Source organism: Ancylobacter moscoviensis, assembly GCF_007559435.1.
Classification (GTDB): Bacteria; Pseudomonadota; Alphaproteobacteria; order Rhizobiales; family Xanthobacteraceae; genus Ancylobacter; species Ancylobacter moscoviensis.
Window position 1 is genome coordinate 154336 of record NZ_VMBP01000002.1, and the last position, 14501, is coordinate 168836.

Genomic DNA, 14501 nt, shown 5'->3' on the forward strand with positions numbered 1-14501 from the left:
CCGATGTATGTGGCGGCCAAGGGCGGCGAGAAGGCCATCCGAAACGCGCACGCGCTGCTGGCCAAACGCCGGCGCGGAAACGAGAATCTGCCCTCCATCGGGCTCGACCAGATCGCCGCGCAATTGACGCTGGCGGTGGATCGGGTGATGGCCGAGGGTTCGCTCTATGACGTCGAGCTGGCGGCGCTGGCGGTGAAGCAGGCGCGCGGCGACCTGATCGAGGCGATCTTCCTCATCCGCGCCTTCCGCACCACGCTGCCGCGCTTCGGCAGCGCGCAGCCGCTCGACACGGCCCGCATGCTGGTGCGCCGGCGGGTGTCGGCGACCTACAAGGACCTGCCCGGCGGGCAGCTTCTCGGGCCCACCTTCGACTATACGCATCGGTTGCTGGATACCTCTCTGGACAGTAGCGAAATCCGTAGCACGGAGAGTAGCAGCGGGGTTGCAGAGGGCGCCGCGAGTAGCGTTGCGCGTAGCGTTGCGGAGATCATGCCGCGCGTCACCGACCTGCTCGGGGAGGAGGGGCTGATCGAGGCCTCGCCCGCCGACGACGGGGGCGAGCCCTTCGACATCACCCGTGCGCCGGTGAGCTTTCCCGTGGACCGCGCGACGCGCCTGCAGACGCTGGCGCGGGGCGACGAGGGCTACCTGCTGGCGCTCGGCTATTCGACCCAGCGCGGCTATGCGCGCTCGCACCCCTTCGTCGGCGAAATCCGCTTCGGCGATGTCGAGGTGATGTTCGAGGCGCCGGAACTCGGCTTCGAGGTGAATCTGGGCACGGTGCAGGTCACCGAATGCCAGATGGTCAACCAGTTCAAGGGCTCCACCGAGGTGCCGCCGCAGTTCACACGCGGCTACGGCCTCGTCTTCGGCCAGTGCGAGCGTAAGGCGATGTCGATGGCGCTGGTGGAGCGGGCGTTGCGCTGGCAGGAGCTGGGCGAGGAGCCCGGGGCTCCGGCGCAGGACGAGGAATTCGTGCTCTCCCACTGCGACAACGTGCAGGCGACGGGCTTCGTCGAGCATCTGAAGCTGCCGCACTACGTCGACTTCCAGGCCGAGCTGGACCTCGTGCGCCGCATGCGGTCGGAACATGAGACGGAAATGAAGGAGGCCGCGGAATGAGCGCGATGCCTGCCATTACCTACAACTTCGCCTATCTCGACGAGCAGACGAAACGGATGATCCGCCGGGCGATCCTCAAGGCGATCGCCGTTCCCGGCTATCAGGTGCCGTTCGCCGCGCGCGAGATGCCGATGCCCTATGGCTGGGGCACCGGCGGCGTGCAGGTGACCGCCGCCGTGCTCGGCCGCGACGACGTGCTGAAGGTGATCGACCAGGGGGCCGACGACACGACGAACGCCGTGGCGATCCGCGGCTTCTTCGAGAAGACGGCGCGGGTGGCGACGACGACCTCGACGCGCGAGGCGACGGTGATCCAGACCCGCCACCGCGTTCCCGAGACGCCGCTCAGGGAAGACCAGATTCTCGTCTATCAGGTGCCGATCCCCGAGCCGCTGCGCTTCCTCGAGCCGCGCGAGACCGAGACGCGCCAGCTCCATGCGCTAGCCGAATACGGCCTGATGCATGTGAAGCTCTATGAGGACATCGCCCGGCACGGGCATATCGCCACTACCTACGCCTATCCGGTCGAGGTCGCGGGGCGCTATGTGATGGACCCCTCGCCGATCCCGAAATTCGACAACCCGAAGATGGACGACTGCCCTGCGCTGCAGCTCTTCGGCGCCGGGCGCGAGAAGCGCATCTACGCCATTCCGCCGCACACCAAGGTTCGCTCGCTGGACTTCGAGGACCACCCCTTCCGCGTCCAGCGCTTCGCCAAGCCCTGTGCGCTCTGCGCGGCGACGGGCGTCTATCTCGACGAGGTGATCCTCGACGACAAAGGCGGGCGGATGTTCGTGTGCTCGGACACCGACTACTGCAACACACGGCAGGAAGAGGGGCACCGGGGCGAGATGTCCGGCGCTTCCCCCTCACGCCAACCCTTCCCCCCTCGGGGAGAGGGGGCAGAAGGCGGGGCTCTTCACCTCTCCCCGCCGGGGAGAGATCGCTCCGAAGCAGCGGGTGAGGGGGCCTCCGGCGGGGAGGTTCGGCCATGAGCGCCGATCTCGTCGTGCGCCCCGCCGGGCCGGCAGACCTGCCGGCGGTGCTGGAGCTTTATCGCGAGCTTGATCCCGACGACGCACTTGATCTCGCCGAGGCGCGGGCGGTGTTCGACCGCATGGCCCGCTATCCCGACTACACGCTCCATGTCGCGGAGGTGGATGGCGAGGTGCTCGGCACCTATACGCTGCTCGTCGTGGAGAACCTCGCGCACCGGGGCTCGCGCTCGGCGGTGATCGAGGCGGTGGCGGTCGCCGGTACGGCGCAGGGGCGGGGCATCGGCCGCGCCATGATGGGCCGGGCGCTCGACCTCGCCCGCGAGAAGGGCTGCTACAAGGCGGCCCTGTCGACGCGGATGTCGCGCGAGCGGGCGCACGCCTTCTATGAAAGCCTCGGCTTCGAGCGGCACGGCTTCAGCTTCTACACGGAGCTGGGAGAGGGAGGCGGCTCCCCCCTGATCGACGTCATGCCGGGCCATGACGGCGGACCCGGCGGAACGGATGTGACGGAGCGCGTATCATGACCAACCCGATTGCGACCGACGATGCCCCGCTGCTCGTCGCCGAGGGGCTCGGCAAGAATTACGGCGCCCGCATCGGCTGCCGTGACGTCTCGCTGGAGGTCTATCCCGGTGAGGTGCTGGCGGTGGTGGGCGAGAGCGGCTCGGGCAAGTCGACCCTGCTCGGCCTGCTCTCGACCGAGCTCGCTCCCACGGCGGGCTGCGTTTCCTACCGCATGCGCGACGGGCGGCTGGCCGACCTCGCCACGCTCGGCCCGGCGGAACGGCGGCTGCTGATGCGCACCGACTGGGGCTTCGTGCGGCAGAACCCGGCGGACGGGCTGCGCATGGCGGTCTCGGCCGGCGGCAATGTCGGCGAGCGGCTGATGGCGGTGGGCTGGCGCCACTACGGCAATATCCGCGACGAGGCCATAGACTGGCTCGGCCGGGTGGAGATCGCCAGCGACCGCATCGATGACGACCCGCGCGCCTTTTCCGGCGGTATGCGCCAGCGGCTGCAGATCGCCCGCAACCTCGTGACGCGCCCGCGCCTCGTGTTCATGGACGAGCCGACGGGAGGGCTCGACGTCTCGGTGCAGGCGCGGCTGCTGGACCTCATCCGGGGGCTGGTGTCGGAGCTGGGGCTGGCGGTGATCATCGTCACCCACGACCTCGCGGTGGCGCGGCTGCTCTCCCACCGCATGGTGGTGATGCGGCAGGGACGGGTGATCGAGACCGGGCTGACCGACCAGGTGCTCGACGATCCGCGCGAGCCCTATACGCAGTTGCTGGTGTCCTCGGTTCTGGCGGCGTGAGGGGAGAGGACATGATCTCCACGCGGCATGTTGCCAACGAGAACGCCGTCATCCCCGGGCTTGACCCGGGGATCCACGCGGTCCCGCCGATGCGCCCGGTCCAGGGCATGGATGGCCGGGCCAAGCCCGGCCATGACGTCGCATTGGCGGAAGGCGTCCCGTCATGAATGAGCTCACGAGCGAACCGATGAACCGATCTCTCCTCGGCCCCATCCTCTCTGTCTCCGGGGTCGCCAAGACCTTCGTGCTGCATCTGCGCGAAGGGGCGCGGCTGCCGGTGGTGAACGGCGCGGGCTTCGAGCTGTTCGCCGGGGAGTGCGTGGCGCTGGGCGGGCCTTCGGGGGCGGGCAAGAGCTCGCTGCTGAAGATGGTCTACGGCAATTACCGGGTCGACGCCGGCGCCATTCTCGTGCGCGACGGCGCCGAGACGGTGGATGTCGCGCGCACCTCGCCGCGCCGGCTGATCCGGCTGCGCGAGGACACGATGGGCTATGTCAGCCAGTTCCTGCGGGTGATCCCGCGCGTCGGGGCGCTCGACGTGGTGGCTGAGCCGCTGATCGGCGACGGGGTGCCGCGCGAGGAGGCGACGGCGCGGGCGGGCGAGCTGCTGGCGCGGCTGAACCTGCCGGAGCGGCTGTGGAGCCTGCCGCCGGCTACCTTTTCCGGAGGTGAACAGCAGCGCGTGAACATCGCGCGCGGGCTGATCGCCCATCGCCCGCTGCTGCTGATGGATGAGCCGACGGCCTCGCTCGACGCGGCGAACCGGCAGGTGGTGGTCGGGCTCATCGAGGAGAAGAAGCGCGCGGGCGTCGCCATTCTCGGCATCTTCCACGACACGGAGGTGCGCGAGGCGGTGTGCGACCGGGTGATCGACGTGACGGATTTCGCGCAGGCGGCGTGAAACTGGGGCGTGAGCTTGCTGTACGTCATCCCCGGGCTTCGCCCGGGAATTTACGACTTGCGGGCGGCGTGGAGACAAGGAAGGCGTGGATGGCCGGGCCGAGCCCGGCCATGACGAAGTCCGGGTGGGGTGGTTGGTGAGGGACAGATGACGGAGACGGTGTTCGCCAATGCGCGGCTGGTGCTGGAGGACGAGGTGCGCGAAGGCCATCTCGTGGTCCGCGACGGCCTCATCGCCGAGATCGGAGAGGGATCGGCGCCGCGTTCGGCGCAGGATCTCGGCGGCGACCATGTGCTGCCCGGCTTCGTCGAGCTGCACACCGACCATGTGGAGGGGCATCTCTACCCGCGTCCGCGCGTGCTGTGGAACGCCTTCGCGGCGGTGACGGCCTATGACGCGCAGGTCGCCGCCTCCGGCATCACCACGGTGTACGATTCGCTGCGCGTCTGGCCGGACAAGCGGGCGGTGGGCATGGACGGCGATGCGCCGCTGCTGGCATCGACCATCCGGCAGGCGGCCGAAGCCGGGCTGCTGCGCGCCGAGCACCGGGTGCACCTGCGCTGCGAGGTGGCGGCGGACGGCGTGGTGGAGGACGCGCAGGCGCTGATGGAGAGCGCCGATGTGCGCCTCATCTCGCTGATGGACCACACGCCGGGCCAGCGCCAGTTCCTCACCGAGGAGAAGTTCCGCAGCTACTACAAGAAGAAGAGCGGGCTGACCGACGCCGAGATGGACATCATCGTCGCCGACCGCCAGAACGCCCATGCGAACTTCGCCCGCACCAACCGGGCGCGGCTGGTGGAACTGGCGCGCGGGCGCGGCATCGTGCTGGCGAGCCATGACGACGCCACCGTCGCGCATGTCGCCGACGCGATCGAGGACGGGGTGGCGATTGCCGAGTTCCCCACCACCGACCTTGCGGCGGACGGCTCGCACGCCGCCGGCATCCGCGTGCTGATGGGCGCGCCGAACATCGTGCGCGGGGGCTCGCATACCGGCAATGTGGCGGCCGAGAGCCTGGCGCGGCGGGGCGTGCTCGACATCCTGTCCTCAGACTATGTGCCGGGCAGCCTGCTGCTCGCCGCCTTCGCGCTGCCGGGGCTGGTGGACGGCATCACCCTGCCGCAGGCGGTCGCCATGGTGAGCGCGAGCCCGGCGGATGCCGCCGGGCTCGCCGATCGCGGGCGGCTGGCGCCGGGGCTGCGGGCAGACTTCATCCGCGTGGCTGCCTCCGGCCCGGCGCCGGTGGCGCGCGCCGTGTGGCGCGGCGGGGAGCGGATCGCGTGAGCGCGGCGAACCCCGTCGATCCCGCGCCGCTGGGCCCGGGGCTGCTGGTGCTGGTGGTCGGGCCTTCCGGCGCCGGCAAGGACACGCTGATCGCCTATGCGCGCGGGCATCTGAAAGGGCGCGAGGACATACGCTTCGCGCGCCGGCGCATCACCCGACCGGCCGATGCCACCGAGAACCACATCGCGCTCGACGAGGATGCGTTCGCCCGGGAGATGGCGCTGGGCAGCTTTCCGCTGCACTGGCGGGCGAACGGCCTCGGTTACGCGCTGGGAGCGGAGGTGGCGGAGGATGTCGCCGCCGGCCGCATCGTGGTCGCCAACGGCTCGCGCGCGGCGGTGCCGGCGGCGCGGGCCCGCTTCGCGCGTGTGAAGGTGGTGCATGTGACGGCGCCGCTCGACGTGCTGGCGGAGCGGATCGCGGCGCGCGGGCGCGAGAGCGGCGAGGCGGTGCGCGCGCGTCTCGCCCGCGAGCCGGCGCTCGACGCGCCGCCGGACCTCACCATCGTCAATGACGGGCCGGCGGAGGTCGCCGGCGAGAAGCTGGCGGCCTATCTGCGCGGCCTGTGAGGCGGCGGAAAGCGGCGCCCGGAAACGAAAATGGCCGGGACGGGGCCCGGCCATGATCGGCGCTCAGATGGAATTCCGGTTTACTGCCGGTACTGCTGGATGCGCGTGGTGCGCAGGCCGGCAAGTCCGTGGCGGTCGATGGACGCCTGCCACGACAGAAACTCTTCAGTGGTCAAAGTATAACGCTTGCAGGCCTCCTCCAGGCTGAGGAGACCGCCCCGGACGGCGGCGACGACTTCCGCCTTGCGTCGGATGACCCACCGCCGGGTGTTGGGCGGGGGCAGATCGGCAATGGTCAGCGGACTTCCGTCCGGCCCGATTACATATTTCACCCTCGGGCGATAGGGTTCTGTCATGTTACGCTCACTCAATACACACGACCAATGACAGAAACGTAGCTGATCAGCTTTAAATATTTCCCTAAGCGAATCACGCTCTGGTGAGCATCAAGGTCCTGCTGCTTCGTTAATATTTGCGCAGGACTTTGTTTACGGTTGGCCCCGCGAGGGCAGGCGGGACGGCCGGGGGCCGGCGCGGGCGTGGTTACCGCCGCCGATTGTCAGAAAAGCGCGTTGCCCGGCCGTTTCGAAAGGCGGCAGGGTTCATACCGGCGCCGTCGTGGCCTATATAGGTGGACGCCCCGCCGCTTTGCGCGAGGCGCTCCCGTTTTTCGCGTCCCGTTGCCAGGTCATGATCCGCCTCGACGATACATCCCGCCCCCCGAGCCAGACGCGCGTGGTCGTCGCGATGTCGGGCGGCGTGGATTCCTCGGTGGTGGCGGCGCTCTACGCGCAGGCGGGCTACGACGTGGTCGGCGTGACGCTGCAGCTCTACGATCATGGCGAGGCGATGCACCATCGCCCCGGCGCCTGCTGCGCCGGGCAGGACATCTACGACGCGCGTACCGTGGCCGAGAAGCTCGGCATTCCCCATTACGTGCTCGACTATGAGAGCCGCTTCCGCCACGCGGTGATCGAGCGCTTCGCCGACGCCTATGCGGCCGGGGAAACGCCGATCCCCTGCGTGGACTGCAACCGTACGGTCAAGTTCCGCGACCTGCTGGAGACCGCGCGCGACCTCGGGGCCGACATCCTCGCCACCGGGCACTACGTCACCAGCCGCGCGCTGGAAGGCGGGCGGCGCGGGCTGTTCCGTCCGCTCGACGAAAGCCGGGACCAGAGCTACTTCCTCTACGCCACTACGCAGGGGCAGATCGACATGCTCCGCTTCCCGCTCGGCGAGACCACCAAGCCGGAGGTGCGGGCGCTGGCGGAGAGCTTCGGGCTGAAGGTGGCCGACAAGCCGGACAGCCAGGATATCTGCTTCGTGCCGAACGGGCACTACACCGCCATCGTCGAGAAGCTGCGCCCCGAGGCGGCCGAGCCGGGCGAGATCGTGCATCTCGACGGGCGCGTGCTGGGCCGGCACGCCGGGGTGATGCGCTACACCATCGGCCAGCGCAAGGGGCTCGGCATCGCCGCCTCCGAGCCGCTCTATGTCGTCGGCATCGACGCCGCCCGCCGCCGCGTGCTGGTGGGCCCGCGCTCGGCGCTGGGCGTTTCCGCCATCCGCGTCGACGAGGTGAACTGGCTGGGCGACGAGCCGCTGGAGGCGGCGGCCGCTGCGGAGCGCGAGATCCATGTGAAGGTGCGTTCGGCTCGCGCGCCGACGCCCGGCCATCTGGTGCGCGCGGCCGATGGCGGGATCGAGGTGCACCTGCACAATGCGGAGGAAGGCGTGGCGCCGGGGCAGGCCTGCGTCTTCTACGAGGATGGCGGCGCGGGGGCGCGGCTGCTGGGCGGCGGGGTGATCCGCCGCGCGCCGCAGCCCTTCACCGCAGTGACACCTGAGGTGACGATGATGGCTCGTTCGGCGTGAGTCGGACGTGCCGGCGAGCCCGCAAGGGTTGAATGGGACAAGAAGGGTGGGGAACACGATGACGACCGATCTCGACCGCAGCACCGTCGAGGAAGCCTATGCCCGCTGGGCGCCGATCTACGACGTGGTGTTCGGCGCCGTCTTCGAGCCGGGCCGCAAGGCGGCGCTGCAGGCGGCGGAGCGGATCGGCGGTCGCATCCTCGAATTCGGCGTCGGCACCGGCTTCGCCCTGCCGAACTACAAGCGCACCAACCGCCTCGTCGGCGTCGACATCTCCGAGCCCATGCTTCAGAAGGCGCGCGAGCGGGTGGAGAAGGAAAAGCTCGACCATGTCGAGGGCCTGTGCCTGATGGACGGCGCCCATATGGGCTTCGCCGACAATTCCTTCGACGTGGTGATGGCGCAGTTCGTGATCACCGTGGTGCCGCATCCGGAAGAAACGCTGGACGAGATGGCCCGGGTGCTGAAGCCGGGTGGCGAGATCATCCTCGTCAACCATCTCGGCGCCGAGGACGGCCCGCGTGCGGCCTTCGAGAAATGGTTCGCCCGCCGCGCCCGCAAGCTCGGCTGGCGTCCGGAATTCCAGTTCGCGCGGCTGCACAACTGGGCGCTGAAGAACGGCACGGTCGACATGCCGATCAAGCGCGACGTGGCGCTGGGCATGTACACCATGGTGCGCTTCCGCAAGCGCAGCGAGGCGGAGATCGCGGGGGCGACGGAGCCGGTGGCGCTGGCCGGCTAGGCCGCGCCGTTCACCTCGGCGCCCGCCGCCAGCACTTCCGACACGATCAGCCGGACGTCTTCCTCGCGCGTGCGGTGGTTGACGAAGCAGGCGCGCAGGGCGAAGGCGCCATCGATGGTGGCATTCGACAGATAGACCCGCCCACGCGCCAGGAGACGGCGCAGCAGCGCCGTATTGTCCCGGTCGCGGTGGCGGAAGCACACGGCGCTGAGCCTGCCGCGCGACAGGAGTGCCAGTTCCGGCCGTGCGGCGACCAGTTCCTCCAGCAGCCGCGCATGGGCGAGGTCGCGGCCGATGGCGGCGCGGAAGGCCGCCCGTCCGTGATATTGCAGCGACAGCCACAGCTTGAGCGCGCGGAAGCGGCGCGACAGCTCGACGCTCTCCTCGAAGAAGGGGAAGGCCTCGGCCGGGTCCTCGTTGAGCGCCTTCACGTAGTCGCCGGTGTGGGAAAAGCTCTGCCGCGCCACGCCGCGGTGGCGGTATAGCAGGCAGCCGCAATCGACCGGCTGGTACAGCCATTTGTGCGCGTCGAGCGAGACCGAGTCGGCGAGCGCCAGTCCCTCGAACAATTCCGGTGCGGCGAGCGCGGCCAGCACGCCGAAGGCGCCATCGACATGCAGCCACATATCCTCGCGCGCGGCGATGGCGGCGAGCGCCGGGAGCGGGTCGATGCCGCCGGTCGCCACGGTACCGCCGGTCGCGACGATGGCAATCGGCGTGAGCCCGGCGGCGCGGTCGGCCGCAATCGCCGCCTCCAGTGCGTCGACGCGCATGCGGTGGCCGGCATCGACCGGGATCAGGCGCAGGTTGCGTCGGCCAATGCCGATCAGCGCCACGGCCTTCGGGATCGACATGTGCACCTGCTCGGAGGCGTAGACGATGCCCGGTCGGGCGCCATCCTCATTGGCCGGCAGCTTCGCCTCGCGGGCCATGGCCAGCGCCATGAGATTGGCCGCCGAGCCGCCGCCACACAGGCTGCCGGTGAAGCCGGGGCAGCCTATGGCCTCGCCGAGCCAGCCGATCACCGCCTGCTCGATGGCGACGGCCGCCGGGGCGGAGCGCCAGGCGCCGCAATTCTGGTTCAGCACCGAGGCCAGCAGGTCGCCGACCGCGCCGACCGGCTCGCCGGAGCCGAACACATAACCGAAGAAGCGCCCGGTCGAGGGACGCGCATGCGTTGCTATGGTCTTGAAATCCTCCAGCACCGCCGTGCCGCGCCCGCCCTCCGCCCAGGGACGGGCGAACAGGCGGGTGGTTTCGGCGTGAGTCGAGCGCGGCCCCGCCGGCATCGCGTCGAGCCCGGCCCAATAATCGCGCGCGAGATCGCAGGCCCTGTCGAGCAAGGCGTCGATCTCGGCGCCGGACAGGTCCAGCGCGCGGCGTTCCGGGGCGGGCGTGTCGTAGAGCGGCATGAAGGAAGGCTATGCCTGCGCACGGACGCCGGCAACCATCCACGAGACGCTTCACGCCCGCTTCATATCCACTCCAGCTCCGGCCCCACCGGCACGATGCCGGTCGGGTTGATGGTCTTGTGGCTCTCGTAATAGTGCCGCTTGATGTGGGTGAGGTTCACCGTCTGCGCCACGCCGGGCAGGTGGTAGAGGGCTTTCAGGAAGCGCGACAGGTTCGGGTAATCCGCGATGCGGCGGATGTTGCACTTGAAGTGGCCGACATAGACCGCGTCGAAGCGGATCAGCGTGGTGAACAGGCGCACATCCACCTCGGTCAGCGTCTCGCCCATCAGCCAAGAGCGGCCGGCGAGCCGGGCTTCCAGCTCGTCCAGCATCGCGAACAGGGCGGCGACGGCCTCCTCATAGGCCTCCTGCGAGGTGGCGAAGCCGGCCTTGTAGACGCCGTTGTTCACCGTGTCGTAGATGCGCGCGTTGAGCGCGTCGATCTCGGCGGCGAGGGCCGGGGGGTAGTAGTCGTGGCGGTCGTCGGTGAAGGCGCCGAAGCCTGAGTTGAACATGCGGATGATCTCCGCCGACTCGTTGCTGACGATGGTGGCGCGCCGCCGGTCCCACAGCACGGGCACGGTGACGCGGCCGGAATAGGCGGGATCGGCGGTGAGATAGACCTCGTAGAGCCGCTTCATGCCCAGCACGGAATCGCTCGTCGCGCCCTCGGTGCGGCGCGCGGCGTGGTCGGCGAAGACCCAGCCCTCGGCGCCCATGAAGGGATCGATCACCGAGACGGAGACGATGTCCGCCAGCTTCTTCAGCTGGCGGAAGATGAGCGTGCGGTGCGCCCAGGGGCAGGCATAGGAGACGTAGAGGTGGTAGCGCCCCGCTTCCGCCGGAAAGCCGCCTTCACCGGTGGGGCCGGGGGCGCCGTCCGGCGTGATCCAGTTGCGGAAGCGGGTGACGGTGCGCACGAAGCGGCCACCCGTGCTCTGGGTGTCGTACCATTTGTCGACCCACTTGCCTTCGACGAGCAATCCCATGGGTGCCTCCCGTTCCGTTGCTGTTTCCAGAGTAGGGCGGAACGGCGCGGGCGCCAGCGGGCATCGCTTGCGCGGCCGGCAGCATGGTCTTGCGCCGATGCCGCGCCGGCGGGCTCGGGCGGGACGCTCAGGCGGGGAGGCGCTTCCAGTAGAGCCGCGTGCCGGTGAGCCCGCCCTGCGGCTTGAGCGCGAAATCGGGGATCTCGCCGGCCCGGACATAGCCGAGCTTCTCGTAGAGGCCGGAGGCGCCGCCATCGACGGCGGTGTCGAGCACCAGCAGCGTGCGCCCGCGTGCGGCGGCAAGGCGCTCGGCCTCGCGCAGCAGGGCGGTGGCGACGCCCCGGCCGCGATGGGAGGGGCGGGTCATCATCTTGGCGATCTCGGCCCGGTGCGGCTGGTTGGGCGGCAGATCGAGCAGCAGGCTGACGGTGCCGACGAGTTCGTCCTGCGCGCGTTCATCCCGCGTAAAGGCGCCGAGCACGACGCGCCCGCCGCGCGCGGCCGCCTCCAGCGCGGCGCGCCAGAAGGCGGCGGCTTCGTCCGGTGCCAGCGGATCCATGAAGCCGACCGAACCGCCGCCGGCCACCGTCTCGACGAGCAGCACGGCGAGGGCGTCGACATCGGCGGGATGGGGGAGAAGCGGGCGGAGCGTGAGGGTGGTCATAATGGACCCGGCAGGAGGCGAGGTATCCTCACCCTGTCTAGCCGGCGTGCCGTTGCCCGGCAACGTGCCATGCGGATCCGCCGGCAAATGCGTGCTCGACCTCGCCCGCCGGCTGTGCTATCGGGCGCGTCCGATCTAGGGAAAGCCAGATGAACCGGATGCCGGCCCAGCGACGACGAGAGGAGCCAGCCCGCCGCGCCAGCGCGCGTGCGTGCCTGTCCGTCTCTGCCTGCCGGCGGCCGTGAGGCGCGGACGCTCGGCGCGGCAGCGTGCCGATGTCTGAGTGCCGAGAGCCAGCATGACCGAGCTTTCCATTTCCCTGCTGCCTGAGAACCCTTCCGACGACGCCGCGATCGAGCGGCTGGTGGCGCGCACCTTCGGGCCGGGCCGCTTCGCGCGCACGGCCTACCGGCTGCGCGAGAACAACCCGCACCGGCGCGACCTGTCCTTCACCGCCTATATCGGCACGATGCTGGTGGGCTCGGTGCGGCTCACGCCGATCGAGATCGGCGAATTGCCGGCGCTGCTGCTCGGCCCGCTGACGGTGGAGCCGCCCTTCCGCTCGCACGGCATCGGCCGGCGGCTGGTGGAGCGCTGCCTCGACGCGGCGAAGGCGGCGATGTCCGCCGAGGGCGCGGCGCGGCTGGTGCTGCTGGTCGGCGACGAGCCCTATTACGGACGCCTGGGCTTCCACCGCGTGCCACACGGGCAGGTGAGCCTGCCGGGGCCGGTGGACCCGGCCCGCGTGCTGGTCTGCGCGCTGGACGGCACGCCGATGGAGGCGGTGCGCGGCGCGGTGCGCAAGGCGGCCTTCCAGCAGGCGCCGGCGGCGTAAACGCGACCGTCCGGCCGTCAGCTCAGCGCATAGCGCAGCCGCACCATGCCGTTGGCGTAGCTTTCCGTTCCCTCGAGCGCCAGCCGGCGCGACGGGGTGGCCTCCGGCGGGAAGAGCGGCACGCCGCTGCCGAGCAGCACCGGAATGACGAAGAGATCGAGCCGGTCGAGCGCGTCGGCAGCGATGAAGGCCGCCTGCAGCCCACCGCCGCCGACCACCCAGGCATTCCCGCCGTCCTGCGCGCGCAGATACGCGATCAGTGCGGGAACGCCGGCATGCCACGCCTCGACGCCGGGCGGTGCATCGGGGAGCGGCGTGGAGGTGACGACGATGCCGCGCTTGCCGGCATAGGGCCAGCCGCCCTCGAAGCCAGCGACGGCATCGAAGGTCCCGCGCCCCATCACCACCGTGCCGATGCCGGCGATGAAGCCGGCATAGTCGTAATCGACGTCGTCGAACGGGGTGAGCCAGCCGATACCGCCGTCCCGGTCGGCGATGTAGCTGTCGAGGCTGGCGGCGATGAAGCCGCGGATCGTGCTCATGAGGGGCTCCCGTCGATTCGAGGAGGGGCGAGCATGACTGGCGAGGGATCCGCCTTCCAGCTCAGAGCGCTTCCAGCAGCGCCTTGTGGAACGTCTCCGGCGCCTCGACCTGCGGCGAGTGGCCGAGGCCGGGGAATTCGATCAGCCGGGCGCCGGGGATGGCCTTCGCCGTGGCCTTGCCGAGTTCGGCATAGTTGCCGAGCGTCCTGGCGACCTCGGGCGCGGCCCGGTTGGCGCCGGGCGCGGTCTTGTCGGTCATGCCGACGAACAGCAGCGTCGGCACGGCGATGTCGCCGAACTCGTAGACGACCGGCTGGGTGAAGACCATGTCGGAGGTCCGGGCCTGGTTCCAGGCGACGATCTCCTTGCCCGGCCCGCCATAGAGGCCGGCCTGCATGGCCACCCAGCGGTCATATTCCGGCTTCCACTGGCCGTTGTAGTAGAATTTGAGCTGGTAGCCCTTGATGGAGTCGAAGCTTGTCTTGAGCTCGCCCTGATAGAGCTGGTCGATGGTGGCGTAGGGCACGCCCTTGGCCTTCCAGTCCTCCAGCCCCAGCGGGTTGACCATCACCAGCTTCTCGGTCGCCGCCGGGAAGGAGAGGGCGTAGCGCGCCGCCAGCATGCCGCCCATGGAGTGGCCCATGACGGTCGCCTTCTCGATGCCGAGCGAGGCGAGCAGCTTGCGGGTGTTGTCGGCGAGCTGGTGGAAGCTGAACTGGTAGCCCTCCGGCTTGGTCGAGGCGCAGAAGCCGATCTGGTCGGGGACGACGACGCGGAAGCCGGCCTTGGTGAGCACGTCGATGGTGCCCTGCCAGGTGGCGCCGCAGAAATTCTTGCCGTGCAGCAGCACGACGGTGCGCCCGTTCGCCGTGCCGGCGGGGGCGACGTCCATATAGGCCATGGACACCGGCTTGCCCTGCGAGGTGAAGTCGAAGCGCTTCACCGGGTGAGGATAGTCGAAGCCCTGAAGCTCGGGGCCGTAGGTCTGTTGTGTGTCGGCAAGAGCGGCGGTGCCGAAGCAGAGAAGGGCGGCAGACAGGCACAGACGGACGGGATTCACCGGCTCGGATCTCCAGTTTCGAAGCGGGGCGGCACGCGGCAATGCCGCGCCGGCCCCGCCAGATCGGGGCCGGTTCGAAACTAGGGCAGGTCGGGCACGCAGGGGGTCACAAGGAGGGGAGAGCGGGGGCTTTTCCCCGGTCCCG

General features: G+C 69.8%; 17 protein-coding genes. 11 read left to right on the forward strand and 6 right to left on the reverse strand.

Features of this window, described 5'->3' with window-relative positions; genetic code table 11:
* Window positions 1–3: 3 nt before the first annotated feature.
* From FO470_RS06905 to phnN, 8 genes are all read left to right on the forward strand, one after another.
* A complete protein-coding gene (locus FO470_RS06905; protein ID WP_144342219.1) occupies window positions 4–1122 on the forward strand; it encodes a carbon-phosphorus lyase complex subunit in 1119 nt (372 codons plus the stop codon).
* 5 nt (window positions 1123–1127) lie between these two features.
* Window positions 1128–2117 (forward strand): alpha-D-ribose 1-methylphosphonate 5-phosphate C-P-lyase PhnJ, encoded by a 990-nt coding sequence (locus FO470_RS06910; RefSeq protein ID WP_246659544.1) that lies wholly within the window; start codon window positions 1128–1130, stop codon window positions 2115–2117.
* On the forward strand, window positions 2114–2644 hold the full coding sequence (locus FO470_RS06915; protein ID WP_144342220.1) for a GNAT family N-acetyltransferase: 531 nt from the start codon (window positions 2114–2116) through the stop codon (window positions 2642–2644). Before FO470_RS06910 ends, FO470_RS06915 begins: the two co-directional genes overlap by 4 nt.
* The gene (gene phnK, locus FO470_RS06920; RefSeq protein ID WP_144342221.1) at window positions 2641–3435 is read left to right on the forward strand and encodes a phosphonate C-P lyase system protein PhnK; all 795 of its coding nucleotides are present in this window, start codon (window positions 2641–2643) and stop codon (window positions 3433–3435) included. The genes FO470_RS06915 and phnK overlap by 4 nt, the downstream gene beginning before the upstream one ends.
* 11 nt (window positions 3436–3446) lie before the next feature.
* Window positions 3447–3602, forward strand: coding sequence for a hypothetical protein (locus FO470_RS19495; RefSeq protein ID WP_159598689.1), 156 nt, complete (start codon window positions 3447–3449; stop codon window positions 3600–3602).
* Window positions 3603–3622: 20 nt separating this feature from the next.
* Window positions 3623–4336: a phosphonate C-P lyase system protein PhnL gene (phnL, locus tag FO470_RS06925; RefSeq protein ID WP_144342222.1), complete on the forward strand. Its 714-nt coding sequence runs from the start codon at window positions 3623–3625 to the stop codon at window positions 4334–4336.
* A 147-nt stretch (window positions 4337–4483) separates the two neighbouring features.
* On the forward strand, window positions 4484–5623 hold the full coding sequence (locus tag FO470_RS06930; protein WP_144342223.1) for an alpha-D-ribose 1-methylphosphonate 5-triphosphate diphosphatase: 1140 nt from the start codon (window positions 4484–4486) through the stop codon (window positions 5621–5623).
* Complete coding sequence (gene phnN / locus FO470_RS06935; protein WP_244616706.1) at window positions 5620–6192, forward strand: phosphonate metabolism protein/1,5-bisphosphokinase (PRPP-forming) PhnN; 573 nt, start codon at window positions 5620–5622, stop codon at window positions 6190–6192. The genes FO470_RS06930 and phnN overlap by 4 nt, the downstream gene beginning before the upstream one ends.
* 80 nt (window positions 6193–6272) lie before the next feature.
* On the opposite strand, the gene sciP is transcribed toward phnN, so the two are convergent.
* Window positions 6273–6548 carry a CtrA inhibitor SciP gene (sciP, locus tag FO470_RS06940; RefSeq protein WP_144342224.1) on the reverse strand — a complete coding sequence of 92 codons (276 nt, stop codon included), beginning with the start codon at window positions 6546–6548 and terminating at the stop codon, window positions 6273–6275.
* A gap of 334 nt (window positions 6549–6882) precedes the next feature.
* Between sciP and mnmA the strand changes: the two genes are divergently transcribed.
* Window positions 6883–8070 carry a tRNA 2-thiouridine(34) synthase MnmA gene (gene mnmA / locus FO470_RS06945; RefSeq protein WP_144342225.1) on the forward strand — a complete coding sequence of 396 codons (1188 nt, stop codon included), beginning with the start codon at window positions 6883–6885 and terminating at the stop codon, window positions 8068–8070.
* 58 nt (window positions 8071–8128) lie between these two features.
* Window positions 8129–8812, forward strand: a complete 684-nt coding sequence (locus FO470_RS06950) for a class I SAM-dependent methyltransferase (protein ID WP_144342226.1) — start codon at window positions 8129–8131, stop codon at window positions 8810–8812.
* Here the strand turns inward: FO470_RS06950 and FO470_RS06955 are convergent.
* From FO470_RS06955 to FO470_RS06965, 3 genes are all read right to left on the reverse strand, one after another.
* A complete protein-coding gene (locus FO470_RS06955) occupies window positions 8809–10224 on the reverse strand; it encodes a pyridoxal phosphate-dependent decarboxylase family protein (RefSeq protein ID WP_144342227.1) in 1416 nt (471 codons plus the stop codon). The two genes, FO470_RS06950 and FO470_RS06955, sit on opposite strands and share 4 nt — an antisense overlap.
* A gap of 62 nt (window positions 10225–10286) precedes the next feature.
* A complete protein-coding gene (locus tag FO470_RS06960; RefSeq protein WP_144342228.1) occupies window positions 10287–11255 on the reverse strand; it encodes a glutathione S-transferase family protein in 969 nt (322 codons plus the stop codon).
* Window positions 11256–11382: 127 nt separating this feature from the next.
* Window positions 11383–11919 (reverse strand): GNAT family N-acetyltransferase, encoded by a 537-nt coding sequence (locus tag FO470_RS06965; RefSeq protein ID WP_144342229.1) that lies wholly within the window; start codon window positions 11917–11919, stop codon window positions 11383–11385.
* Window positions 11920–12217: 298 nt separating this feature from the next.
* Between FO470_RS06965 and FO470_RS06970 the strand changes: the two genes are divergently transcribed.
* Complete coding sequence (locus FO470_RS06970) at window positions 12218–12754, forward strand: GNAT family N-acetyltransferase (RefSeq protein WP_144342230.1); 537 nt, start codon at window positions 12218–12220, stop codon at window positions 12752–12754.
* A 17-nt stretch (window positions 12755–12771) separates the two neighbouring features.
* Here the strand turns inward: FO470_RS06970 and FO470_RS06975 are convergent, their stop codons facing one another.
* Both FO470_RS06975 and FO470_RS06980 read right to left on the reverse strand, forming a co-directional pair.
* On the reverse strand, window positions 12772–13296 hold the full coding sequence (locus FO470_RS06975; protein ID WP_144342231.1) for a dihydrofolate reductase family protein: 525 nt from the start codon (window positions 13294–13296) through the stop codon (window positions 12772–12774).
* Window positions 13297–13357: 61 nt separating this feature from the next.
* Window positions 13358–14356: an alpha/beta fold hydrolase gene (locus tag FO470_RS06980; protein ID WP_144342232.1), complete on the reverse strand. Its 999-nt coding sequence runs from the start codon at window positions 14354–14356 to the stop codon at window positions 13358–13360.
* Window positions 14357–14501 lie beyond the last annotated feature (145 nt).

Bases quoted from the DNA above. Each gene is read 5' to 3' on its own strand.
- FO470_RS06905 (WP_144342219.1), top strand. From the start codon at position 4: ATGTATGTGGCGGCCAAGGGCGGCGAGAAGGCCATCCGAAACGCGCAC.
- FO470_RS06910 (WP_246659544.1), top strand. From the start codon at position 1,128: ATGCCTGCCATTACCTACAACTTCGCCTATCTCGACGAGCAGACGAAA.
- FO470_RS06915 (WP_144342220.1), top strand. From the start codon at position 2,114: ATGAGCGCCGATCTCGTCGTGCGCCCCGCCGGGCCGGCAGACCTGCCG.
- phnK (WP_144342221.1), top strand. From the start codon at position 2,641: ATGACCAACCCGATTGCGACCGACGATGCCCCGCTGCTCGTCGCCGAG.
- FO470_RS19495 (WP_159598689.1), top strand. From the start codon at position 3,447: ATGATCTCCACGCGGCATGTTGCCAACGAGAACGCCGTCATCCCCGGG.
- phnL (WP_144342222.1), top strand. From the start codon at position 3,623: ATGAACCGATCTCTCCTCGGCCCCATCCTCTCTGTCTCCGGGGTCGCC.
- FO470_RS06930 (WP_144342223.1), top strand. From the start codon at position 4,484: ATGACGGAGACGGTGTTCGCCAATGCGCGGCTGGTGCTGGAGGACGAG.
- sciP (WP_144342224.1), bottom strand. From the start codon at position 6,548: ATGACAGAACCCTATCGCCCGAGGGTGAAATATGTAATCGGGCCGGAC.
- mnmA (WP_144342225.1), top strand. From the start codon at position 6,883: ATGATCCGCCTCGACGATACATCCCGCCCCCCGAGCCAGACGCGCGTG.
- FO470_RS06950 (WP_144342226.1), top strand. From the start codon at position 8,129: ATGACGACCGATCTCGACCGCAGCACCGTCGAGGAAGCCTATGCCCGC.
- FO470_RS06955 (WP_144342227.1), bottom strand. From the start codon at position 10,224: ATGCCGCTCTACGACACGCCCGCCCCGGAACGCCGCGCGCTGGACCTG.
- FO470_RS06960 (WP_144342228.1), bottom strand. From the start codon at position 11,255: ATGGGATTGCTCGTCGAAGGCAAGTGGGTCGACAAATGGTACGACACC.
- FO470_RS06965 (WP_144342229.1), bottom strand. From the start codon at position 11,919: ATGACCACCCTCACGCTCCGCCCGCTTCTCCCCCATCCCGCCGATGTC.
- FO470_RS06970 (WP_144342230.1), top strand. From the start codon at position 12,218: ATGACCGAGCTTTCCATTTCCCTGCTGCCTGAGAACCCTTCCGACGAC.
- FO470_RS06975 (WP_144342231.1), bottom strand. From the start codon at position 13,296: ATGAGCACGATCCGCGGCTTCATCGCCGCCAGCCTCGACAGCTACATC.